Source organism: Nocardia sp. NPDC050378 (assembly GCF_040655675.1).
Classification (GTDB): domain Bacteria; phylum Actinomycetota; class Actinomycetes; order Mycobacteriales; family Mycobacteriaceae; genus Nocardia; species Nocardia coubleae.
Map to the genome: position 1 here is coordinate 22,919 of NZ_JBFAKI010000012.1, position 22,752 is coordinate 45,670.

General features: G+C 66.8%; 21 protein-coding genes. 2 read left to right on the forward strand and 19 right to left on the reverse strand.

Features of this window, described 5'->3' with window-relative positions; all coding sequences use genetic code 11:
- Positions 1–111 precede the first annotated feature (111 nt).
- Positions 112–2,136, forward strand: coding sequence for a dehydrogenase E1 component subunit alpha/beta (locus AB0I35_RS23815; RefSeq protein WP_357398419.1), 2,025 nt, complete (start codon positions 112–114; stop codon positions 2,134–2,136).
- A gap of 187 nt (positions 2,137–2,323) precedes the next feature.
- On the opposite strand, the gene AB0I35_RS23820 is transcribed toward AB0I35_RS23815, so the two are convergent.
- From AB0I35_RS23820 to AB0I35_RS23910, 19 genes are all read right to left on the reverse strand, one after another.
- Positions 2,324–3,199 (reverse strand): ABC transporter ATP-binding protein, encoded by an 876-nt coding sequence (locus tag AB0I35_RS23820; RefSeq protein WP_357398420.1) that lies wholly within the window; start codon positions 3,197–3,199, stop codon positions 2,324–2,326.
- Positions 3,196–4,986, reverse strand: a complete 1,791-nt coding sequence (locus AB0I35_RS23825; RefSeq protein WP_357398421.1) for a dipeptide/oligopeptide/nickel ABC transporter permease/ATP-binding protein — start codon at positions 4,984–4,986, stop codon at positions 3,196–3,198. Before AB0I35_RS23825 ends, AB0I35_RS23820 begins: the two co-directional genes overlap by 4 nt.
- A complete protein-coding gene (locus tag AB0I35_RS23830; protein ID WP_357398422.1) occupies positions 4,983–5,924 on the reverse strand; it encodes an ABC transporter permease in 942 nt (313 codons plus the stop codon). The genes AB0I35_RS23825 and AB0I35_RS23830 overlap by 4 nt, the downstream gene beginning before the upstream one ends.
- A 7-nt stretch (positions 5,925–5,931) precedes the next feature.
- Entirely contained in the window at positions 5,932–7,410 is a 1,479-nt protein-coding gene (locus AB0I35_RS23835; protein ID WP_357398423.1) for an ABC transporter substrate-binding protein, read from the reverse strand.
- Positions 7,411–7,780: 370 nt separating this feature from the next.
- A complete protein-coding gene (locus AB0I35_RS23840; protein WP_357398424.1) occupies positions 7,781–8,524 on the reverse strand; it encodes an alpha/beta hydrolase in 744 nt (247 codons plus the stop codon).
- Between the two features lie 259 nt (positions 8,525–8,783).
- Positions 8,784–9,578, reverse strand: coding sequence for an alpha/beta hydrolase (locus AB0I35_RS23845; protein WP_357398425.1), 795 nt, complete (start codon positions 9,576–9,578; stop codon positions 8,784–8,786).
- Positions 9,579–9,669: 91 nt separating this feature from the next.
- The gene (locus AB0I35_RS23850) at positions 9,670–10,776 is read right to left on the reverse strand and encodes a citramalate synthase (RefSeq protein ID WP_357398426.1); all 1,107 of its coding nucleotides are present in this window, start codon (positions 10,774–10,776) and stop codon (positions 9,670–9,672) included.
- A gap of 43 nt (positions 10,777–10,819) precedes the next feature.
- A complete protein-coding gene (locus AB0I35_RS23855; protein ID WP_357398427.1) occupies positions 10,820–12,178 on the reverse strand; it encodes a CaiB/BaiF CoA-transferase family protein in 1,359 nt (452 codons plus the stop codon).
- Positions 12,175–13,335, reverse strand: a complete 1,161-nt coding sequence (locus tag AB0I35_RS23860) for a CoA transferase (protein ID WP_357398428.1) — start codon at positions 13,333–13,335, stop codon at positions 12,175–12,177. The genes AB0I35_RS23855 and AB0I35_RS23860 overlap by 4 nt, the downstream gene beginning before the upstream one ends.
- Positions 13,332–13,808: a hypothetical protein gene (locus AB0I35_RS23865; RefSeq protein WP_357398430.1), complete on the reverse strand. Its 477-nt coding sequence runs from the start codon at positions 13,806–13,808 to the stop codon at positions 13,332–13,334. The genes AB0I35_RS23860 and AB0I35_RS23865 overlap by 4 nt, the downstream gene beginning before the upstream one ends.
- Positions 13,809–13,819: 11 nt before the next feature.
- Positions 13,820–14,347, reverse strand: coding sequence for a MaoC family dehydratase N-terminal domain-containing protein (locus AB0I35_RS23870; RefSeq protein ID WP_357398432.1), 528 nt, complete (start codon positions 14,345–14,347; stop codon positions 13,820–13,822).
- Between the two features lie 47 nt (positions 14,348–14,394).
- Positions 14,395–15,087 carry a dienelactone hydrolase family protein gene (locus AB0I35_RS23875; RefSeq protein WP_357398433.1) on the reverse strand — a complete coding sequence of 231 codons (693 nt, stop codon included), beginning with the start codon at positions 15,085–15,087 and terminating at the stop codon, positions 14,395–14,397.
- 2 nt (positions 15,088–15,089) lie between these two features.
- The gene (locus tag AB0I35_RS23880; protein WP_357398434.1) at positions 15,090–16,331 is read right to left on the reverse strand and encodes an acyl-CoA dehydrogenase family protein; all 1,242 of its coding nucleotides are present in this window, start codon (positions 16,329–16,331) and stop codon (positions 15,090–15,092) included.
- Between the two features lie 111 nt (positions 16,332–16,442).
- Positions 16,443–16,868, reverse strand: coding sequence for an OB-fold domain-containing protein (locus AB0I35_RS23885; protein WP_357398435.1), 426 nt, complete (start codon positions 16,866–16,868; stop codon positions 16,443–16,445).
- Between the two features lie 14 nt (positions 16,869–16,882).
- Positions 16,883–18,043, reverse strand: a complete 1,161-nt coding sequence (locus AB0I35_RS23890; protein ID WP_357398437.1) for a thiolase domain-containing protein — start codon at positions 18,041–18,043, stop codon at positions 16,883–16,885.
- A complete protein-coding gene (locus tag AB0I35_RS23895; RefSeq protein WP_357398439.1) occupies positions 18,040–18,822 on the reverse strand; it encodes an enoyl-CoA hydratase/isomerase family protein in 783 nt (260 codons plus the stop codon). Before AB0I35_RS23895 ends, AB0I35_RS23890 begins: the two co-directional genes overlap by 4 nt.
- Positions 18,815–19,966 (reverse strand): CoA transferase, encoded by a 1,152-nt coding sequence (locus tag AB0I35_RS23900; RefSeq protein WP_357398440.1) that lies wholly within the window; start codon positions 19,964–19,966, stop codon positions 18,815–18,817. Before AB0I35_RS23900 ends, AB0I35_RS23895 begins: the two co-directional genes overlap by 8 nt.
- Complete coding sequence (locus AB0I35_RS23905) at positions 19,966–20,775, reverse strand: alpha/beta hydrolase (protein WP_357398441.1); 810 nt, start codon at positions 20,773–20,775, stop codon at positions 19,966–19,968. The genes AB0I35_RS23900 and AB0I35_RS23905 overlap by 1 nt, the downstream gene beginning before the upstream one ends.
- On the reverse strand, positions 20,768–21,547 hold the full coding sequence (locus AB0I35_RS23910) for a hypothetical protein (protein WP_357398442.1): 780 nt from the start codon (positions 21,545–21,547) through the stop codon (positions 20,768–20,770). Before AB0I35_RS23910 ends, AB0I35_RS23905 begins: the two co-directional genes overlap by 8 nt.
- A gap of 339 nt (positions 21,548–21,886) precedes the next feature.
- Here AB0I35_RS23910 and AB0I35_RS23915 point away from each other — a divergent pair, with 339 nt between their 5' ends.
- Positions 21,887–22,723, forward strand: a complete 837-nt coding sequence (locus AB0I35_RS23915; protein ID WP_357398444.1) for an IclR family transcriptional regulator — start codon at positions 21,887–21,889, stop codon at positions 22,721–22,723.
- Positions 22,724–22,752: the final 29 nt, after the last annotated feature.

Below are 22,752 nucleotides of genomic sequence, written 5' to 3' on the forward strand. Positions count from 1 at the left end.
TGTCGGCGACGCTTGTTTTTTCGAACAGTCGGTATAATATTGGCATCGAGGTGACGGAAGTCAAGAGCCGCACACTGTCCGGTGCGGCAACCAACCGATAAGGCGCGATTTGTGACTGAAACTGCCACGGGTACCGACGTTTTCGAGCGCGAGACCACCCTCGCCGAGCTGTATCGACGAATGCGGCTCATCCGGCAATTCGAGGACCGCGCCGCCCGCCTGTACCGCAACAACCAGATCCCCGGGTTCCTGCACCTGTCCATCGGGCAGGAAGCGACGGCGGTGGGCGCGTGCTGGCCGCTCGACGACCGGGATGTGATCACCTCGACCCATCGTGGGCACGGCCACTGCATCGCAAAGGGCCTCGACGTCGAAGGCATGTTCGCCGAATTGATGGGCAAGGAGACCGGCACCTGCAAGGGCCGCGGCGGCTCGATGCACATCGCCGATCCGCGAAAGGGCATCTTCGGCGCCAACGGCATCGTCGGCGCCGGACTCCCCATCTCCGTGGGCGCGGCGACGGCCGCGCAGCTGCGCGGCAGCGGGGGTGTGGTCGTCGCGTTCTTCGGTGACGGCGCCGTCGCGCAGGGGGTGTTCCACGAGTCGGTCAATCTCGCGGCGGTCTGGAACCTGCCGGTCGTCTTCTTCTGCGAGAACAACGGCTACGCCGAATTCTCCGCCGCATCGGCGCAGCACCGCGCGGGCCTGCGTGAACGCGCCATCGGTTACGGCATCGAATACCACGCGGTCGACGGCAACGACGTCCTGCGCGTCGCCGCGCTGCAGAGCGAACTCACAGACCGTATCCGGTCGGGCGCCGGGCCGATGATCGTCGAGGCGACCACCTACCGCTGGCACGGCCACTATGAAGGCGACCCCGAAAAGTACCGTGAGCCCGCCGAACTCGCCGAGTGGAAGTTGCGGGATCCGATCAAAGCACTCGGCGAGCTGATGGCCGACCGTGGACTCGGCGACCTGGTCGCCTCGATCGATCGGGACGTGGAGGCAACCGTCGACGCGGCGGTCGAACTGGCCGAGCGCGCGTCGTTCCCCGCGCCGGAGACAGTCGGCGATTTCGTAACCGCACCTCGCCCGCAGATTCCCGAACCCCCGGTCCCCACCGAGGGGACTCTCAAGACGATGCACGCGATCACCAACGCCCTGACCCGGGAGCTCGAGGACGACCCGACCGTCTTCCTGGCCGGCATCGATATCGGTGAGGGCGGCAACGTCTACGGCCTGACCCGCGGTCTGGCCGAACGGTTCCCGGGCCGGGTGCGCGACACGCCCATCTCCGAGAGCGCGATCATGGGTACCGCCGTGGGCGCGGCGATGGCCGGATACAAACCGGTCGTGGAGTTGATGTACTTCGATTTCATCGGCGTCTGTCTCGATCAGCTGATGAACCAGGCCGCCAAGCTCCGGTTCATGACCGGTGGCGCGGTCACGATGCCCCTGGTGGTACGCACCCAGTTCGCGGCGGGGAAGTCTTCCGGAAGCCAGCACTCACAGAGCTTGGAGGCACTGCTGGCTCATATCCCAGGACTCACCGTGGTCATGCCGTCGACGCCGGCCGATACCTACGGCATGCTGCGCGCCGCGATCCAAGACCCCAATCCCGTCATCTTCATCGAGAACCGGCTCATGTACGGCATGAAGGGCCCGACGCCGCCTGCCGATCATCTGGTGCCACTGGGCAAGGCGATCGTCCGGCGACCCGGAGCCGACGTCACGGTGGTCTCCTACTCGAAGATGGTGCACGACTGCCTGGCTGCCGCGGACAGCCTGGCCGAGCAGGGCATCGACGCCGAGGTCATCGATCTGCGCACGATCAGCCCCCTCGACTTCGACACCATCCTCACCTCGTTGCGCAAGACGAACCGTCTCGTAGTGGTGCACCAGGCCGTGGGTGAATTCGGGGTCGGCGCCGAGATCGCCGCACGCGCCGTCCGCGACGGCTTCTGGTACCTGGACGCACCGGTCATCCGGGTGACGGCCGGCTCCTCGCCCGCCCCGTACACACCGAACCTCGAACAGCTGTGGATCCCCGATCAGTCCCGCATCGTCGCCGCGATTCGCGAATCCGTGTCCGCCCACCCCGGTCGGCCTACCGGTATCGAAGCCGCGACAACATAAGAGTCCCCCCAACAACGCCCGATACCCGGCCCGCCGGGTGTCGGGCGTTGCCGGTGCCTGCCACCGACGCGTCGGAAGCGATCCAGCTTCGCCGAGCCCGAACCCGGCCGCGCTACCCCCGACAAGACTGTGCCGGGGTCGCCGCGCATCCTGCGGCGGCCCCGGCACTCTCATTCCTGTTCGCTGATCAACTCCGCACGTCGGCGACCTCGCGCTGTTGCTCCTGTTCTGTCAGCAGTCGCCTGCGTTCGATCCGCCGGGCACGTTGGGCGGCCGGATCGGCGATCGGAGCCGCTCCGAGCAGACGCTGGGTGTAGGCATGCTGCGGATCGCCCGTCACCTGTTCGGCCGAACCCAGTTCGACGATCTTGCCGTGCAGCATCACGGCGACCCGATGACTGATCGCGCGCACCACGGCGAGGTCATGGGTGATGAACAGGTACGCGACGCCGGTGCTTTCCTGGATCTCCTTGAACAGCGCGAGCACGCGCGCCTGAGTCGACATGTCGAGCGCGCTGGTCGGTTCGTCACAGACGACCAGTTTGGGGTCCAAGGCCAGCGCCCGCGCGATCGCGATCCGCTGACGCTGGCCACCGGAGAACTCGCGGGCCAGACGCTGCCCGGCGTCCTTGGGAAGGTGGACCTGTTCGAGTAGTCGCCGGACGATGTCGCGGCCGCCCTTTTCCCGATTGGCCAGCAGCGGCTCGGTGAGGATGTCCTCGATCGTCATGGCCGGGTTCAGCGAGGAGTAGGGATCCTGGAACACCACCTGCAGATCCTTGGCGCGCCTGCGTCGATCCGCACGCGAGGGCTTGGAGATATCGCGCCCTTCGAACAGGACCCGGCCACCGGTGACCGGCGCCAGGCCGAGCAGGGCCCGCCCCAGGGTGGTCTTGCCCGAACCGGACTCGCCGACCAGCCCCACCGTCTCGTGCGCGTGGATATCGAGGGAGATGCCGTCGAGGACCGTCACCGGGGGCGACCGGAACCCGCGGGTGGGATAGCTCACGCGAAGGTCCTGGATCGAGACCAGAGCAGCGCCACCGTCGACCGGTTGGTTCATACCGCACCTCCGACCATGAGCGGCTTGCGCATCTGGGCGCCGTCGAGCGTGGAGTTCAGCAGCATCTGCGTGTACTCGTGCTGCGGGGCGGCGAACAGGTCACCGACCGCGCGGCTCTCCACGATCCGTCCCGACTGCATCACGCTGACGGTGTCACAGATGTCGGCCACGACGCCCAAGTTGTGCGTCACGATCATCATGCCGAGACCTCGTTCCTGTTGTAGGTTCCGCAACAGGTCGAGCACGTCGGCCTGCACTGTCACATCGAGAGCTGTCGTCGGCTCGTCGGCGATGATCAGCTCGGGGTCGCCTGCCAACGCCCCAGCGATGAGTACACGCTGCGCCATACCGCCCGACACCTGATGGGGATAGAGGTCGAAGACCCGCGCGCAGTTCCTGATCCCCACCCGGTCGAGCAGGTCGAGCAACTGCTCCCGGGCTTCGCGCCGGGACACCTCACGCACGGCACGCAACCCGTAGGTCAGCTGCTGCCCGATCGTGTAGGTGGGATCGAGGTTGCTCAGTGGCTCCTGAGGCACATATCCGATGCGCCTGCCGCGCGTGGCGCGCAGCAGTTTGGGATCTGCCAGCAGATCCTCACCCTTGAACTCGATCGCGCCGCGCAGCGTCACCGCCTCCGGCGGGAGGATGCCGAGAACCGACAGCGCCACCTGCGACTTTCCGGAGCCGGATTCCCCCACCAGCCCATGGATCTCACCGCGGGCGACCGTCAGGTCGATACCGTGCACGACGGTTGTCACCGTGGTCGTCGAGTCGGGGTAGCCGATGGCCAGATCCCGCACCCGCAGCAGCGGTGGCGGCCCGTCGCCCGGCTGTTCCGGCGACGGCGCGCTCGCCTGCTCGGCGCGCAGTCGGCGGACCACGGCAGGCGCGAGGACACTCGGCCGGTTCGCCGACGACTGCAGGGCATCGCGAATGACGTTGCCCAGCAGGACCAGGCTCAACGTGGTCAGGCCGATCATCAGCACCGGCCAGATCACCGCGACGCGGTTCACGTACATGTTCTCCACCGCGTCCTGCAGCATTCCGCCCCACGACGGACGGGTGGGATTGCCGAGGCCGAGGAACTCGAGTGCCGCCTGGACAGCGATGGCCGAGGCCAAGGTGAACGCACTGTGCACGATGACCGGTCCACGTACCGCGCGAACGATATGGCGGGCGACGATACGCCGGTCGGACAGGCCGGACACCTTCGCCGCATCGATGTAGAGCTCGCCGCGCACCGACTGGACCAGCGAGCGAACCAGCCGGAAGTACGACGGTGAGATCAGCACGCCGTATACCGCCATCGCGACCAGGATGTTCGGCCCGATCACGGTGTACAGCACGATCAGCAAAACGATGCCGGGCAGCGCCAGCAGCACATTGGAGACCCAGTCGGCGAGATCGTCGAGCCGACCGTCGTAGTAGCCGGCGATCAGGCCGCAGGTGCCACCCAGGACCGAGGCCACGACGAGCACGACGAGGATCGCCTGCACGGTGCCGCGGGTGGCGTACATGAGCCGGCTCAGGATGTCTCGGCCCGTGTCGTCGCCGCCCAGCAGGAAATCGCTGACGAAGGGGCCCTCGTTGGTCAGTTCCAGGCGCGCCAGGTTCGGGTCGAAGGGTGCCAGCCAGGGGGCCAGCAGGCCGAACAGCAGCATCAGGCCCAAGAACACGACCGAACCCATACCGATGGGGTTGCGCAGTACCCGGCGCCACAACTTCGGCCCGGCCACGGTGGCCGCCCCGTGCAGGGCGGCCGAATTGGATGCGGCCTCACTCATGACAGTCTCACCTTCGGGTTGATCCATGCGTTCAGAACATCGGCCACGATGTTCACGACGAGAACGAGCAGCGTGCCGAACACGACGATGCCCATCACCGCGGGCAGATCGCCGGCGATCGCCGCGACGACGGTGTACTGGCCGATACCGGGCAACGCGAATATCTGCTCGACGAGCACCGTTCCGCCGACCAGACCGATGGTCTGCACCGAAAGAATGGTCAGTCCGGGGACAGACGCGTTGCGCAACGCGTGGCGGAGGATGACCGCGCGTTCGGGTAGACCACGCGAACGCAAGGTTCTGACGTAGTCCTTCTTCATCTCGTCGACCATCGCACCACGGAATTGCTGCGCTGAATGCGCGACCATGTGGATCACCAGCGCGGCCACGGGCAACACGAGCGATTGCACCCACCCGCGCGGGCTGTCGGCGAAGGGTATGTACCCGGTCGCCGGGAAGATCGGCACGATGATCGCCAGGAGCAGGACCAGGGCGATGGCCACGATGAAGTTCGGCAGGGCCGCGGCGCCGATGGACAGGAATTGCAGTACCCGGTCGATCCATCCGCCCTTGATCGCGGCCGTGACACCGACAGCGATGCTGATCACGGACATGAACAGCAGGGCGAGCGCGATGATCGAAATCGAGACGGTGACACGCGAGCCCAGAATGGTCGACACCTGCTCACCGGAGACGAAGCTTCGCCCGAGATTGCCGGTGAACAGGTCACCGAGCCAGGAGAAATATTGCGCGACCACCGGTTTGTCCAGATTCAGCTGGCGTACCCGTTCGGCTACCTGCTCGTCGGTGGCCAGCTCACCGAGATTGTTGCGCACGGACTGTTCACCGTTCGAGAAGATGAGCACGAAGGTGACGAACGTGACGGTGACGAACAGGACCAGGCCGGCGACGAGTTTTCGTCCGACATACAGCAACATCGCGACCTCACTGCTCCTTGAAAGCGTACAGGGGCGGCGTGGTGCCGATGGTCCCGCTGATGGTGACGGAGTCGTTGAAAGCCCAGCTCACGTCCGGATTCCCGAAGGGAGCGAACCAGGCGTTCTCGACCACGAATCGGTTGATCTCCTGGTAGATCCCCGCCAGCTCGCCCTGGTCGGCGACCGCCCACTTGTCCAGCAGTGCGGTCAGCTCGGGATTCACATTGTGATAGGGATTGAACGCACCGGCGGATCGCAGATAGTTCGTCACCTGATCCACTTCGGGGTTCACCGGAAGTTTGTAGGCGAACATGGGGAATTCACCGGCGAGAATGCGGGGGATCGATTCCTGCCGCGGAATGGGGACCACCGTGGCGCGAATATTCAACTGGGCGAGCTGCTGCACCGTGATGGCCGTGTACTCCTGGTTGTAGTGCTGCACCTCCGGGAGCACCACATCGAATCCGTCGGCGTACCCGGCTTCTTTCATCAGCTGTTTGGCGGCTTCGATGTCGTAGTCGTAGTAGTCCAGCAAGTCTTCTTGATACCCGGTGGTGGCGGGTCCGAAAATCGAGGGATTGGCCAATCCGTTGCCGTGCCACAGAGCCTTCACGATGGCGTCACGGTCGAACACCATGTTGATCGCCTTGCGTACCCGGACATCCCCGAGCGCGGGAATCTTCTCACCGGCGCGGTCCACGAAATACATTCCGCTCCACACGTTGGGGAATCCCTCGACGTGCAGACCGCGCACTTCCGCTTGGCCGATACTGCCGAGATTGATCTCGGCGCCGTCGATCTGACCCGATGCCAACGCGTTGAGCTGAGCCGACTCGTCGGCCATGACCAGGAACTCGACCTTGTCGTAGGGGTAATCACCAGGATTCCAGTAGTCGGGGTTGCGGTCGAACACGAGCTTGCTGCCGACCACGGTCTCCCGGGTGTTCAGAACATACGGACCGCTGCCCACCGGAACCGTGTCCGCGGTCGGGGAATTGATCGACGCGGGGCTCACCAATTGTCCTGCTGATCCGCCGAGGTTGGAGATCAGCCCCGGGTTCGGAGCGGGCAGCGTCAGGGTGACGGTCAACTCGTCGACCACCTGCACCTTGATGCGGGCCAGCCGTGGCGAGTCCGGTCCACCGCCGTCACGGAAACCTTCGAGACTGAGCTTGGCCGCCTCCGCGTTCACCGGTGCGCCGTCGGTGAACTTCATCCCCGGACGCAACTTCAGCGTGAGTACCGTCTTCTCCTCGTTGTAGGAGAACGACTCCGCGGCGTTGGGCGCCGTTGTACCGTCGAGCTGGGTGCGCAGCAGGGTGTCGTAGACCGGACGCCACTCCAGGCCCACATGCCCGGCTGTGATCTGCTTGCGCCAATCCCATCCGGGCAGGGTGTTTTCCAACCCGAGCCGCAGGATTCCGTCCGAGCCACCGCTGGCCCCGTTACCGCCGAGCGTGCCGCCGCAGGCAGTGAGCAGGAGCATCCCGCTCAGGATCAGCCCGATCGACCGACGCAGCCCATGTGCGGCTGACGCCGCTGTCAACCACCGCCCTCCGGGCACGTGATCACCTCCACAAATTGTAGCGAGAGTGGCGCTGGTCACTCTCTGGATGCGAGTCAACCATATAGTTGGTCAACACGTCAATGAGCGGTTTACCTCGGGTTTTCCACTCCATACGCCGTGGCACGCGCACCGCTCGTCGCCCCAACGACGCCGGTGAACGCGGCACGAATCATGCACGGACAGTAATGCCGGTCACCCTCGCAGAGAGTGACCCGAGTCCGTCGGTGATGGAACACGCGGTGAGTGAGCCGATCCCCCGAGGGGCGGGTCGACACACCGCGTGCCGAAATCATCGCTTCAGCGACGTGATCCAGCTATCGACTTCGGAGGCCACCGCTTCCGGCGCTTCCGGGATCAGGGCGTGGCGGGTGTTGGGCACCCGCGCGATCGTGACCAGGTCGCCGAACTGGTTCTTCAGCTCGTCGATGCTGGATTCAGGACGGAACGGGTCCAGGTCGGCCTGCAGGTCCAGCAGCGGCGCGTCGGCCACCGCCCACCAAATGTCTTTGGGGGTGGCCGAAACCGCCGCCCGCTGCATCTCCTGCGTCTCGCCGTACCAGCCGCCCAGCCAGATCCTCGCGTCGTTGCCGGGAGCGAAGAATACCTGCTCCAGGCACGCGAGCCGCTCGGCTTCGGGCAACGAAAGGTCGCTGCATTTGGCTACGAGCTCACTGAGTCCCGGCGCGAAGTTTCGTTCCGACGCCGCGGCCAGCACGATCCCGTCCACCAGATCGGGCCGGATGACATCCAGCATGCGTGCGACGTAGTGCCCGAAAGCATGACCGACGATGATCGCGGGACCGTTGCTCTCGTGTTCGATCACTTCGGCGACATCGGTGGCAAGCTCGCGCAGCGTCAGGCCGGTCATCGGGCCGGTGCTCCCATCGACCCCGCGGGGTTGCGGGCGCAGTACCCGATACCCGTCCGCGGCGAGTAGTGCGGAGACCTCGTCGTAGTCGTGGGAATCCCGTCCCAGCGAGGGCAGGAAGACGACGGTGGGTCCCGCACCTTCGGCCGTGACCTCGATCCGCACATCGGCATACGAGACGGTCTCGACGGTTCGGGACGGACGGGTCTCCTCCGAGCTCGCCGTCGACGTGCAGGCCCCGAGGACCAGTGCACATCCCGCCACGAGCGCCGACAGACGACGGCCGCTCCAGGCTTTTTCTTGCAACATTGTGGTGACTCCCATCGGATTCCGAGCGCGAAGAATGTGGCTGTCACGGCCATCTGCGCTCCCTGGGCGAGAAGTGGCGTGCGCCACTGTATGCCGGAGTCAACTATATGGTTGGTTAATCAATTCGGTGGGAATTCGGCGCAATCAGCAGCGCTGCGCAGACAGCAGGTTCCTCGAGCATGAGATGGTGATGCGTGCGCGGTACCGAGACCATCGTGTAGGGCGCCGAGGACTCCTCGGCGATACGCGGCGCCGCCGCCTGCAGATGCGCACTGTGCTGACTGAAGACCCAGGTAGTGTGGCACTCGATCCGGGAGACCACGCGATCGAGCACGGGGTCGGTCCGGTCGACTCGCGCGGCGGGGTCGCTGCGCCAGGTCCAGCCGTGCGGAGTCCGCGTGAGCGCGGCGTCGATCAGCAGCCGGGTCAGTTCCGGGCCCGGCAGACTCTGTGCGGGCCGCAGCCGGAACCGCGCGGCGAGGTCTTCGCGGCGCCGGTAATACCTGCGCGGCTGCGGCGGTCCGGCCTGCTCGTCGGTCCGGCGGCGCCTCGGGTAGGCATCGAACACCACGAGACGCCGCACCAACCGCGGATAGGAAGCCGCCGCCACGCAGGCCACCATGCCGCCCATACTGTGCCCGGCCAGGATCGCCGAGCCCCCGAGGCTCCGGATCACGGCTGCCACCTCGGCGGCCCACACCTGCCAGGAGTAGTGGTCGCGGTGGTCGCTGCGGCCGTGCCCGGAGAGCTCGACGACGACCACGTGATGCTCGACCGCGAGCAGCGGAACCATCCCCGCCCACCAGGCATGGCTGGCCCCGTTGCCGTGGACGAGAACCAGTGGAGCCGCGGTCGCCTCGCCCGCTGTCCACACCGCGATCCGCGCCCCGTCGACCTCCTCGAAAGACAAGCGCAGCCCAGTGCCTGCCGCGGCAAGCACAGTATCCGACCTAATACCTGCTCGGGTGCCGACCTCCACGGCGCCGGTGACCTCGGCCAACTCAGACCGCCGAGCGGTCGCCGGGTGCCGGGATCGGTTCTTTCCAGGGCCGGATCTGGTGTTCGACGACCCCGCCGCCCAGCCGGAAGTGCTGGGCTTCCGCATGGGTCTCGACGAGCGGGAGATTCGGGTCGTAGTACTGGTCGGGACTCAGCGGTAGCGGACCGCCCTTCGACACGTGGCCCGGTGTCATGCGGCCGAGTACCCCGTCGAGCTTGTGCACGAACTCGATCAGCCGGGCGAGGTCGACCCCGGTGTCGATGCCCATGGCGGTGCACATCATGACGACGTCCTCGGTCGCCGCCATCCCCGTCGCCCGGCCGTTACCGCAGTAGGGGCAACCGCCGACGCCACCGGCCGTCACGTCGAAACTGACGTCGAAGGTCTCGTCCAGGGCTCTGATCGTCGCGTAGGTGCTTGGCAGCGCCATTCCCCGGCCGTCGTGCAGGTGCTGAGCGATGCGCCGGACCTGCGGCCATTCCGCACGGACGGCGGCGATGGTCTCCTCCACCCAGTGCGGCATACACCAGCTCATCGGGTCGGCGAACATCACGCCGGTCACCTCGATACCGGCCTCCTGCCAGGCCTCGTACTGCCTGCGCAGCATCGTCATCCGCTGTTCGAGGCTGAACGGGCCCTCGAAGTTGGAGCCCCAGGCAGCGCCGATCGAGATCCGGGCCTCGGTGGCACCCGCATCGACCGCGCGGGCGATGGTGCGCGCCCAGCCCGCGATCTCGTCTGCCTGGCTGCGGTTGGCGTTGCGGCGGATGAACGTATCGCACAGGTGCGCCATGGTCGCGAATCCACCCTTGCCGGGCAGGTCCAGCCAGGGGAACGCGGCAGCTCGGTCGATGCCACGCTGATTCATCGCCAGGCAGTAGTACCGGGGACCCGGCACCGGCTCGAACTTCTTCAGCACCTCGTCGATGTCGGCCATCTGCGGTGTGTAGCGCGGGCTCACGAAAGAGCCGACGTTGATCGCCGGGAGACCGCACTGCGCGATGGCTTGCAGGAGTTCGACCTTGACATCCACCGGAATGTCCACCGACTCGATCTGCATTCCTTCGCGCATGACTTCTTCGCGGAGTTCTACCCGTGGGTATCCCATATCCTCGTCCTTCTCGATTCTTCTTCTCCGCCAGTGGTTTTCATCAGTCCCGGAGTTCTCCGGCCGGTGGTCGTACGCGGGCGAGCACGTCGTCGACATCGGTCGCGATCTCGCGGTACACATGAGCCCGCACGAGAGCCGCGAGATCTTTCGCGCGCGGTGGCCGGATGCCCTGCGGTTCGTCGACCACCACCGCGTCGCGGCGCAGCGTCTCGATCTCGGCCTGCGAAAGACCGAGCGAGGCGAGCACGGTGTCGTTGTCCTCACCGAAGATCGGCCCACGGCCCCGGCTGATAGCCGTCGAGGTACCGGTCCAGACGAAGGGCGTGCCGGGGATCGCCCGGGTCTCGCCCTTGACATCGACCCAGTCGAAAAAGGAACGGTGCCGGAATTGGTTGTCCAGCAACATGTTTCGAACTTCCGCCACCGGTGCCGCCGCGATTCCGCGACTCTGCAGTATCTCCGCCGCCTCGTCCGGTGTCCGGGTCGCGGTCCACGCGCCGAGACCACGCGTGAGGTCGGCCAGGTCGGGATCATTACTGGAAAGGTGCTCGCGCACCAGCTCGATCGCCTGTTGCCGCTCGACATCGTTCTCGAGGGCGACCGCGACCCAGGCTTCCTCACCCCGGCACGCGTACACCTCCGACAGCACGGTGTCGTCCTCGGCGTTGCCCTGACGGGCGGGCCGGTCGATGCCTGCCTGGGCCGCGATGAGCGCCTCCGGGATGACGACGGGTCCGAGCTGGTACATGCCCAGGTCGATCCACTGCCCCCGCCCCGAATTCCGGCGCTCCGCCAGCGCCGCGAGAATCGCCGACAGACCGGACCACGCGGCCAGGAAGTCCGGGTAGGACTGCCCGACCTTGCGTGGTTTATCTCCGGGGTAGCCGGAGTATTCGGTCAGGCCCATGGTCGATTCCAGCGAGGTGCCCTGTGCCTTGAAGCCGGACCAGGGACCGGTCGCCCCGTATCCGGTGTTGGACAGCATGATCAGGCCGGAGTTGGTGGTCGCGAGTTCGTCGTAGGTCATCCCCCACCCGCGCAGCACGCGGGGCGTGAAATTCTCGACGACGATATCGGCGGTGTCCACCAGCCGGCGCAGGACCGCCCGGCCCGCCTCCTGTTTGAGGTCGAGCACGACCGAGCGTTTGCCCCGGTTGAGACTGTGGAACGAGCCGGACCAGTTCCAGGCGTCGCCACCGGATTCGTTACCGACGATGGGCGCCAGGGCGCCACCGCGGGTCTGATCCAGTTTCGCGGGTGCTTCGATCTTGATCACTTCGGCACCGAAATCGCTCAGCAGCGAACACATGTACGGCGCGGCGAAGACCGTCGACAAGTCGACGACCGTGAGTCCGGTCAGCGGTCCCGGGTTGTTCACCCTGGCTGTTCGCCGGCTCATCGTGCACCCGCCTCAGCCGGGGAGAGGATCTCGGCGGTGTGTTCACCGAGCAGCGGCGCCGCGCATCGCACCGTCGTTGCCGTGCGCGAGAAGGCGGCGGTGACAACGGGCATCCGCCATGGTCGCCCGTTCAGGGTGCCCGGCATGGTGTGAAAGGCCGCACGCGCGTCCAGGTGGGGGCATTCCAGGAGCTGGTCGGCCGTCTGGACGAAACCCGCCAGCAGGCCTCGCGCCGAGGCACCTTCGAAGAAGTCGCGCGGCTGCACATCAGCCAGTGCCGACCGGAAGATTTCCGCGACGGCACCGGCATGGGTGGCGCGGCCCTCGGGGGTGGCGTACTGCGGTTCGGTCAGGCGCTCGTCACCGATGAAGTCCGCCAGCTCACCGATCGGGGTGTTGATGGTGACCTGGGCGCTGACGTACCCGGAGCCGGCGGGTAGCGGGTCACCGGAGAGCGGGTCGATGACCGTGGGCCTGCGGGTGGAGACGGCACCGGAGAACGTGTACTCCGGAATCGTCAGAACAAGTTCCGAGGCAACGCATTCCACCATGGAGACATCGATGACCGTCCCGCCGTATTGCGGGGCACCGAGCAACGCGGCCTGCGCTGCGTAGGCGGCGGTGAGACCCGCCTCGTAGGTGCTCTGGCGGAGCCCACGTTTGAGCGGTGCGCGCTCGGCCGTTCCGCTGAACGACAGCAGACCGCCCGCGGCCTGCAGGATGAGGTCGGTCGACTTCCAGCCGGCCTTGGGCCCGGTGATGCCGAACGGGGTGAGTGTCTCGATCACCAGGTCGGGGTAGGCCGCGTGCAGTGCGGTCACGTCGATATCCCAGCGGGCCAGCTGCGCGAAATCGTCACCGATCAGCAAGATCTGGGCAGTGGAGACAAGGTCGTCGAATTCGGCGCGGTCCGTACCGGGATCCAGCACGACCCCGCGCTTGTTGAAATTCAAGTACTCGAAGAGCGCGCTGCGCTCATCACCGTCGTCGGCGCGGTAGAACGGAGCTGCCGAACGGGTCGGGTCCCCCGCGGCGGTTTCGACCTTCACGACGTCCGCGCCGAGATCTCCGAGCAGCCGCGCCGCGAACGGGGTCGCGAGACCGACTCCCACCTCGACGACCCGTACTCCCGCCAACGGGGCCTGCGGGCCGTTCATGAGGTCGGGTAGGGGTATGGGACCGGCTGACCGCCGCGCAGGGGCAGGACGACCGTCGCCGTGCCGGGTGTGCTCTGCTTCCCGTCCTGGTTGCGAATGCCGATCTCGAGTGTCACGAGACCGTACCCGTTCTCCTCCGCGAGCTCGGTGATCCGGCCCCAGGCGGTCAGTGTCGAACCGACCACGTCCATGGCGCGGAACTGGAAGCTGATGTTGCGCAGCCACCCTTCCGGCTCGGCCCACTGACGCACGACCTGCACCATGAAGTGCTGCTTCCAGCTGCCGTTGACCAGCAGGCCGGGAAGCCCCTCGTGATCGACGGAGAAGTGCTGGTCGTAGTGGATTCGGTGCCAGTTCTCGATGGCTGCCGACCAGCGCATCAGATGCGGTTCCAGCAGCGGTCCGCGCACGAGTTCGGGGATTTCGTCGCCGACGGTGAGGTCTTCGAAGACGAGCGGCGCCACCTTGATCATCGTTGCTCCTGTCATCGGTAGATCACCGAGCTCGTGGACACGGTCAACACCTGGTCGTCCTGATTCGTATAGGTGGTCTGGACCCGGACGATCACCATCGGGCTGCCGTCACGTGACTTTCGCTCGGTGATCCCGACGTACTTCGAGCGCGCGGTGACGATGTCGCCGATCTTGGCGAGCTGATAGAACTCGGCCTCGGTGCCGCCGTTCAGCACTCGCTTGAACGGGAGGTTCATCGGCGGCAGGCCGTTGCGGCTGCCGCCGAGCGTGCCGTCGTCTTCCGGGTTCTCCTTGAAACGCTCGAACGGGTCGTCGCCGCCCGGCGCCCGCCGCATACTGTGCATCGGGAACAGCGGGGTCGCCACGACCTGGCCGTATTTCGACGCCCCGGCCGCCGCGTGGTCCCAGTGCACCGGGTCGGGCTCCATGACGCCGTGCACGAAGCGTCGCAGCATTTCCTCCGACAACGGCAGCGCGGCGGTGCGGGGTTCGGATTCGACGCCGATGAGCGCGCGCATCTCGTCGGTGATGACGGTCATCGCAGCCCTCTCCTTTCTGGCATGTTCGGGGAAAGCGGTCCGGCGGTTCATCGCACGTGCCGCCGGAGGAACTCGACCGCGCGCGACCACGCGAGTTTCGCGGCCTCGGGGTCGTAGGTGCCGATGAGGTTCTCGTCGTTGAGGAAGGCGTGGCCGGCCGGGTAGAGGTGCAGTTCGGCCGCGGTGTCACCGGTGGCGGCGAGCTTGTCGAACAGGGCCTGCACCGCCTCGACCGGGATACTGCCGTCTTTCTCGCCGTAGTGACCCTGGACCGCGCACGCGATGGTCGCGGCCTTGTCGGCGTCCTTGGGCATGCCGTAGAACGGGACGGCGGCCGAAACCTGTTCGGGCCGTTCGGCTGCCAGTCCGAGCGCGAATCCGCCGCCCATGCAGAAACCGATCACGCCGACGTGGGCGGAGGTCACCGATTTCTGATCCAGCAGGAAATCGACCGCACCGGACAGGTCCTGGGTGGCCCGCTCGACGGGCAGCGAGATCAGCATCTCCTTGGCCTCGGCCGCGTCGTGCGTCGTCGGGCCGCCGTAGAGGTCCGGGGCGAGGGCGACGAAGCCTTCGCGGGCGAGCCGGTCGCAGATGTCGGCGATGTGGGTGGTCAGACCCCACCACTCCTGAATCACGATGACGCCGGGACCGGTTCCACTCTCGGGAACCCTGAGGTAGCCGTGCGCCGTGTGACCGTTGCTGGGAAAGGTCACGTTCTGGACAGATTGTTCGGTCATCGTCAGGCCTCCCAGACCTTCTTGCCGTGCTTGAACAGCGCGCGCGCCATCAGGATTCGCTGGATTTCGTCGGTGCCACCGCCGATTCGGCCGTGGCGGAGTTCGCGGTAGAACGTCGAGATCGGCATCTCGAGGGTTTCGCCCATCCCGCCGAGGATCTGCATGATCTTGTCCATGGACCGGTGGCCCCAGTTGCCGCCCATGTACTTGGCCATCGCGGCGAGGTGGCGAACCTCCTCACCGGCATCGAATCGAGCGGCGGTCTCATAGGAGATGGCGCGAATGCTCTTCAGGTCCATGAACACATCGACCAACATCCACTGGATTGCTTGCCGCTCGCTCAGCGGTGCGCCGAAGGTCTCGCGGGTCTTGGCCCATTCGGTGGCGATCTCCAGGCCGCGGGCCAGCCGCCCGCAGGCCAGCGACCCGCGCGTGAGACGGTCCTGGATGGCCAGCCATTCCTGGCCGAGGCCGAATCCGTAGCCCTCCTTGCCGAGGATGCGACCCTCGGGCACGAACACATCGTCGAAGCGGACGAGGTACTGGTGTGCCTTGCGCACCAGCCAGGTCTCGATCGGGCTGGTGGAGATCCCCGGGGCGTCCCGGTCGACGATGAACATCGTCATCCCGCCCCGCTGCCGCTTCTCCGGGTCGGTCACCGCCAGTACCAGCAGGTAGTCGCAGTTCTCGACACCGCTGATCCACATCTTCTCGCCGTTGATCCGCCAGCCGTCGCCGTCGCGCTTGGCGGTGGTGCGCATCGAGTTGCCGGGGTCGGAGCCGGCGCCCGGCTCGGACTGGGCGAAGCAGAAGCGCTTCTCGCCGCGGATAGAGGGCAGCAGGAACTCCTCCTTCTGCGCGTCGGTCCCGTGCAGCAGCGGCATCATCGCGTTCGACCTGGGCAGTTTGACCACGCTGCGGTTCAACTGCTCGGCGACGACGAATTCGCCGAGGACGCCGTAGCCCTCACCGCCGTACTCCTCGGGCAGCCCGATCGCGTAGAGACCCGCGTCCTGCGACACCTTCTTGAGGTGGGCCCAATCCTCGGCAGGCAGGGAGCCGTCGGTCTGCCCTTCGGTGGCGCCGTCCTTGCGGACGCCTTCGTCCAGCCACTGGTTGGACAGGAATTTCGCCTCGAGGGGGAAACATTCCCGCTCGACTACCGCCTTGGCGTGTTCCTTCAGTTCGATGAGCTCGGGCGGCAGTGCGAAAGCTGACGTCGGAGCGGAATATTTGACTGGCACGGTTCCTCCGGGAGGGGTTTGCTTCATGTTTCACCAACTAGTTAGTCAAGTCAATGCGGGAGTCCGGTCCGCACCTCGGCCGATCGGGCGGCCCGGTAGCTCAGCCCTGCATCACTCGAGCGGGACGAACCGGACGAGTGCGCTCCCCTGCCCGGTGTCGTCGAACACCGCGCGTACTCGCTGGCCCATCCGGAGAGATTCGGGATCGCAGCCGACGATATTGGTCATCACGCGGGGGCCTTCGTCCAATTCGACATAGGCCAAGACGTACGGACCGGCCTCGCGGTAGGCACCCATACCGCGCCGGGTGATCGTGAAGGTATAGATCACACCCTCACCGCTCGCCTCGATCCACCCGATGTCCAGCGATCCGCACTCGGTGCACAGACCTTTCGGGTACCAGATGATCGCCGCGCACGCGCCGCACTTCGGGAGCAGGAGTGTCCCCCGCGCGGTCGCCGCCCAGAACGGTTCGGTCTCGGGTGCGACGGCGGGCGCCGGAGCAGGCAGGGCCGGGTAGCCGTCTGTAGTGCGCATAGCCGATGGACCTCTCATGCGTCCTCCCGTCCGAGAATCAGCGTGGAACTGCCCATCCGGGAGGAGATCCGACCGCCCGAGCCGTGGGCGAGGGCCAAGGCGCAGTCGGGAACCTGGACCTCCGGGCGGGCCTCGCCGCGAAGCTGGCGGACCGCTTCGATGACCTTTGTCATCCCGCCCTGATTGACCGGGTGGTTGTTGCTCAGCCCACCGCCGTCGGTGTTGAACGGCAGCCGCCCGTACGGTGCGAGCAAACCACCGTCCATCACGAATTCGCCGCCCCTGCCCTTCTCACAGAACCCGAGGTCCTCGAGAGTTTCCAGCACCGTGATCGTGAAGGAGTCGTAGATCGACGCGTAGTCGATGTCGGCGGGGGTCACGCCGGCTTCCTCGAACGCCTTCGGCCCGGACCACACGGCCCCGGTATAGGTGACGTCCAACCGTCCGTTCATGGTGTGCTTGGGCGCCTCCCCCTGGCCGAGAACCTGCACACAGGTTCGCTCCAGGGACTTGGCCACGGCCGGACTCACCACCACGAGGGCGCCGCCACCGTCGGTCATCACACAGCAGTCCAGCCGGTGCAGCGGGTCGGCCACCATCGGGGAGTCGAGGACTTCCTCGACGGTGACCGTCTTGCGCAGCAGCGCGTCCGGATTGAACTGCGCGTGGTAGGCGGCCGCGACCTTGATCTCGGCCAGCTGCGCGCTCGTCGTCCCGAACTCGTACATGTGCCTGCGGGCGGCCAACGCGTAGTTGTTGACCGTATTGACGCCGTACACCTCTTCGAAGGGGCCGTGCGGAGTCCCCGCTCCGGGCGCCGGGCGGGTTCCCGGAGCGGGTACCGCGTGACCGCCCAGCGTGATGAGGGCGATCGAGCATTTGCCCGCCGCGATCGCGGCGGCGGCATGACCCACGTGCACGAGATAGGAAGACCCGCCCGTCAAGGTGGAGTCGATATGGGAAACCTTCAGGCCGAGATACTCGGCGAGGCTGATGGCGCCGAGGCCGGTCGGATCGACGGTGAAATATCCGTCGACATCGCTGAGTGACAGTCCGGCGTCGGCGAGCGCTCCGACCGCCACCTCGGCGTGGATCTGCGCCGCCGACCGGTCGGGGATCTTGCGCCTGGGGTGCTCATAGGCACCGGCGATGAATGCCTGTCCGCGAATACTCATCGACGGACCGTCCTTTCCTGTGCCATCGCGGCGCTGTCCGGTGCCGATTCGGGGGAAGCGGCGTCCGCGGTCAGCAGCACTCGCGTCATCTGCCGGTCGGACCAGTCGATGAGGTCGCCGCCGCCGCGCACCCGCGAACATCTGCGCAGGAAGGTGCGCGCGTCGTCGAGCACCGGAGCCGGGATATCGGCCAAGCCCTGCAGGAGCTCCACCGCGGTGGCCTCGGCGGCACCTGCCGGCGCGGTGTGCGTCACCAGACCGGCCGCCACCGCGTCGTCCAGCGACATCGTGCGGCCCGACAGCGCCAGATCGACCACGGCCGACGGGCGCATCCGGTCCACCAGGTACGGCGCGACACCGAACGGGAAGAAGCCCAGCCGGGCTTCCGGCAGCCGGTACCGCGATCCGGTCGCACCGACCGCGAAGGTCGCCGCGCCTGCCAGGCCCGCGCCCAGGCCGACGGCCCATCCCTCGATCGCCGCCGCGACGAGCGTGCCGCAGGCCTCGAGCGTCCGCAACATGACCGCGGACGGGGTCTGGGTGTAGGACCACTCCGGCCCCCGGGGTCCCGGCTTGCCGGTGTCCGCGCCTGCGCAGAAGTTGCCGCCCGCACCCGACACGACGATGCCACGACAGGAACCGTCGGCATCGAAGTCGCGGATTCCCGCGGTGATCGCGGCGGCCATCTCGGCATCGACGGCATTGCGCTGTGCCTGCCGCTCGATCCTGATCACCCCGACGGCGCCGGTCCGGGTGATCGACACCCGGTCCTCAGCCATCGCGCCGACCTGCCGTGTCCGCCACACCGGCGGGGGTCAGCCCGAGCTCCGCCAGAATTTCGTCGGTGTGCTCACCCACCTTCGGCGGCGCTACCGAGAAGCTGTCGTCCACCGCCGGAATGGGCGAACCGGGAACGTAGTACCGGTCTCCCGACCCGTCTGGGATGGCGCGCAGCATATTCCGCGCCTCCAGATGCGGATCGACGACCACTTCGGCCATGGTGTGCACGGCGCTGCTGGCGACACCGACGGCGCGCATGCGCGCCACGACCTCGGCGACCGGATGCTGGGAGGTCCATCCTTCGATCACGGCGTCCAGCTTGTCCCGGTGTGCCAGCCGGATGTCACTGTCGGGCCCATCGCCCATGAACGACAGCAGTTCCGGCCGCGCGACGACCTCCGCCACGCCCCGCCACATCCGGGCGGTGAGCGGCGCCAGATAGACGTACCCGTCACTGGCTCGGTAGGTGCTGGCATACGACCCGCGGACCTTGCTGCCGATCCGGGTCAGTGTGCTGCCCTCCAGCAAAACCTCGCTGAACGCCGAACTGAGGAACGACATGACGCAGTCGAGCATGCTGAGGTCGATGAACGCGCCCTGCTCCGTCCGGTTGCGGCGCAGCACCGCGTTGCTCACCGCGAGGGCGGCCCATAGCCCGGTCAGATGATCGGGAACGAACAGGCCCGACAGCATCGGTGGACCGTCGGGTTCGCCCGTCAGGTCCATCATCCCGGACATCGCCTGGATCACCCCGTCGAAGGCGGGGATGTTCCGATAGGGGCTGTTCAGCCCGAACCCGGTGATCTGGACATAGATCAGGCGCGGGTTGATCGCCGCGAGCCGCTCGTAGTCGAATCCCATCCGGGCCGGCGCACCGGGCGCGAGATTGGTGACGAACACGTCGGCGGTCCGGATCAACGCCGAGAGTGCCTCGAGGCCTTCTGCGGATTTCAGATCCAGGGCGATGCTGCGCTTGTTCCGGTTGAGCGTGGGGAAATAGCCGCTGTGCACCGCATCGGGGCTTTCCACCTTGATGACCTCGGCGCCTTGATCGGCCAGCAGCTGCGTGCAGTACGGGCTGGCGATGAAGTGCTCTACCGCCACCACACGCAAGCCCGCCATGCTGGCGTTGTCCTGGGACATCACCGACCTCCCTTGCCGGAAGCGGCTGTCGCGCGCAACTCCTCGAGCCAGCCCTTGAACGCGTCGACGAAATCGGGCATCTCCTGATTCGGGTAGTGCGCGATTCCCTCGATGCTGTGGAAAAGCGCCCCCGGGATCCGGTCCGCGGTCGAGCGCATGCTCTCGCCGAACGAATCGCCACCGGCGATCACATACGTCGGGCAACTGATGTCGGGCAGGCGTTCCCACAGGTCGTGCTTGCCCCAGCCGACCAGATCGGAGCGGGTGACGTGCCAGTCTTCACGGCAGTGCATCGTCGCGATCATCTCGGCCGTCTCGGCGGGCACCGCGCTGCCGATGAGCGCGCGGTTGGAGTAGTAGGTCTGGTCGCGCACGCTGGGCGTACCCGAGTCCTCCGGCGGGCGGTACCAGGGTCCGCCCCCGCGCGGGACGGGGCATTCCATGGCTACGACGCCTGCCAGGGAGTCCGAGGCCCGCGATGCCATTTCCAGGGCGATCCGACCACCGATCGAGCAACCGAGGACGTACCGGTCGCCGACCGCAAGGCGGTCGAGGACCTTCAGGCACCACTCCCCGTAGTAAGGAATGGAGGTGATCGGTCCGTCGACCGCCGGCTCGGAGCGGCCGTGTCCCGGCAGATCCACGACGACCACCCGGAATCCGAGCGCGGCGAGGCCCTCGATGTCCTTCCGGTACTGGACCCCGCTCTGGCCGGCGGTGTGGACGCAAAGAAGTGTGTCGTCGCCGTCGCCGGCGATCTCCACATACCCCAGTCGCCCGTCGATTTCGAGGTAATCCGCGTTATGCACCGGGCATCTCCTTCACCGCTGCGAGCTGAGCTTCGTCGATCATGAGCATCACGGCCCGGAAGAGCCGCAAGTATTGGAAGTTGTTGCCGACGGAACGGAACTCGCCGCGCCGGGTCCGGCTGACGAAATCGTTGTCGGCGGCCGCGAGCAGTTCCACCCACGCGCGTTCGCCGCCGCCGATCGTGAAGGTCGGGCCGTCGAGGGTCTTCCTTGCCACCTCGAGCACTGCGCCTCGGTAGATGCGAAACTCCACCTGCGCCTCGCCCGCCCGGATCGCGATGGATCCGTCGAAGGTCTGTACGGCCGAGACGAAGTCCGCGTTGTTCGCGAGCCGGGCGGCGAGGTGTTCACCCCATGCCACCGTGCCGACGTCCCAGGCGATTCGCGACGGCGAGAGGTCGTCCTCGACCTGGGTCGCAGCGGGAACATCCCAGCCGATGTGGGCCCGCTCGACCACTGCACCGTCGGCATCGAGCAACCGCACGTCCTGGTGGAGGGTGCCGCGCCCACGTTTGCGTTCCGGCTTCCACCGCGTGACGATTCCCTCGATGCGGGTACCGGCCGCATCCGGCCGCGCCCCCAGCTCCCACCGCACCTGCGTCATCAGCGCATCGCGGAACGGAGCCGCCTGGCCGAGCACCGAAAGCAGTCGGGTCCGCGTCAGGCCGCCTTCCGGCGACAATTCGATGGTCGACACCTCGCCGACCCGGAAGTCTTCGAAGCTGCGAGTCTCCGGGCGGCCTGCCGTGGCGGCCGCGTCGAGCGCGCTCACCGGCGCCACCTCCGGCCGAGCTCGTTACGCCCTCCCTGCAAGTCATCCATGCTGTGTCCTCACTTCGTCCGGCATGCGTTCGTGTGATGCCGCCGATCGATCGAGTGGACTGTTCCGCGGATCACACTATCAACTAACCATTTAGTTGAAGATCCGTCAAGCGGCGCCCCCGCCGCAGATTCACCACCCCACCGCAGCCAGGAACGGTGGCCGCTTTCACCCACCCCCGCGGCGGCACCCGCCGAATTCGCCAGAATTCAACCGAACGTTTGGTACAGTGATCTGTACCACTTACTAGGGCGTCCGCGAATAGCCGTGCGCCCAGCATCAGGAGAGACCATGACTGCTACCTCCCTCGATCACGCCCGCGGCGCCGCGGCAGGCGAGGACAGCAGGCGCGCGGGCGACGCGCGGGAGACGAACACCCCGTCGGTGACCAAGGCGCTGCACCTGCTCGATTCCTTCCGCGGCGCCGACGTACCCCTCGGTGTCAGCGCCATCGCCCGGCGCTCCGGCATTCCCAAGTCGACGACCCACCGCCTCATCGCGTACCTCGAGCGCTCCGGCTACGTCGAGCGACAGGGCCGGGGCTATGTCCTGGGCCGTCTGCTGTTCGAACTGGGCAACAGCGTCTTGATGTGCCGGCCCAGCGGCCTGCGCGAGGTGGCCACCCCGCACCTCGCACGACTGTTCGCCGAACAGGGTCAGGTCGTCCACCTCGGTGTCCTCGACGGCGCCGAGGTCGTCTGCCTGGAAAAACTCTTCGGTCTCGGCTCGGTACGCGTGCCGACCATCGTCGGAGGCCGGACGCCGGCGAACTGCTCGTCGCTGGGCAAAGCCATGCTCGCTTTCGCCGACCGCGAGACCCTCGGCCGGTTCTTCGACACCGGGCTGGTCCGGCGAACCCGGTATTCCCGCACGACACAGGGTCAGCTGCTCGCCGAGCTCCGCAAGGTCCGCGCCCAGCACATCGCCTACGACCACGAGGAAACCCAGATCGGGCTGGTCTGCACGGCCGCCCCGATCTTCGAAAGGGGGCGGGCGATCGCCGCGGTCTCCGTATCCGGCCTCCCGACACAGTGCAATCTGGCGGCGGTCGGTGAGGCTGTGCGTCGCACCGCGACGGCCATCACGCGCGATCTCGCCGTTACCGGCAAGCTCGGGGTCAGCGCCTGAGCGAGTATCGACCACGCGTTCCGTATGCG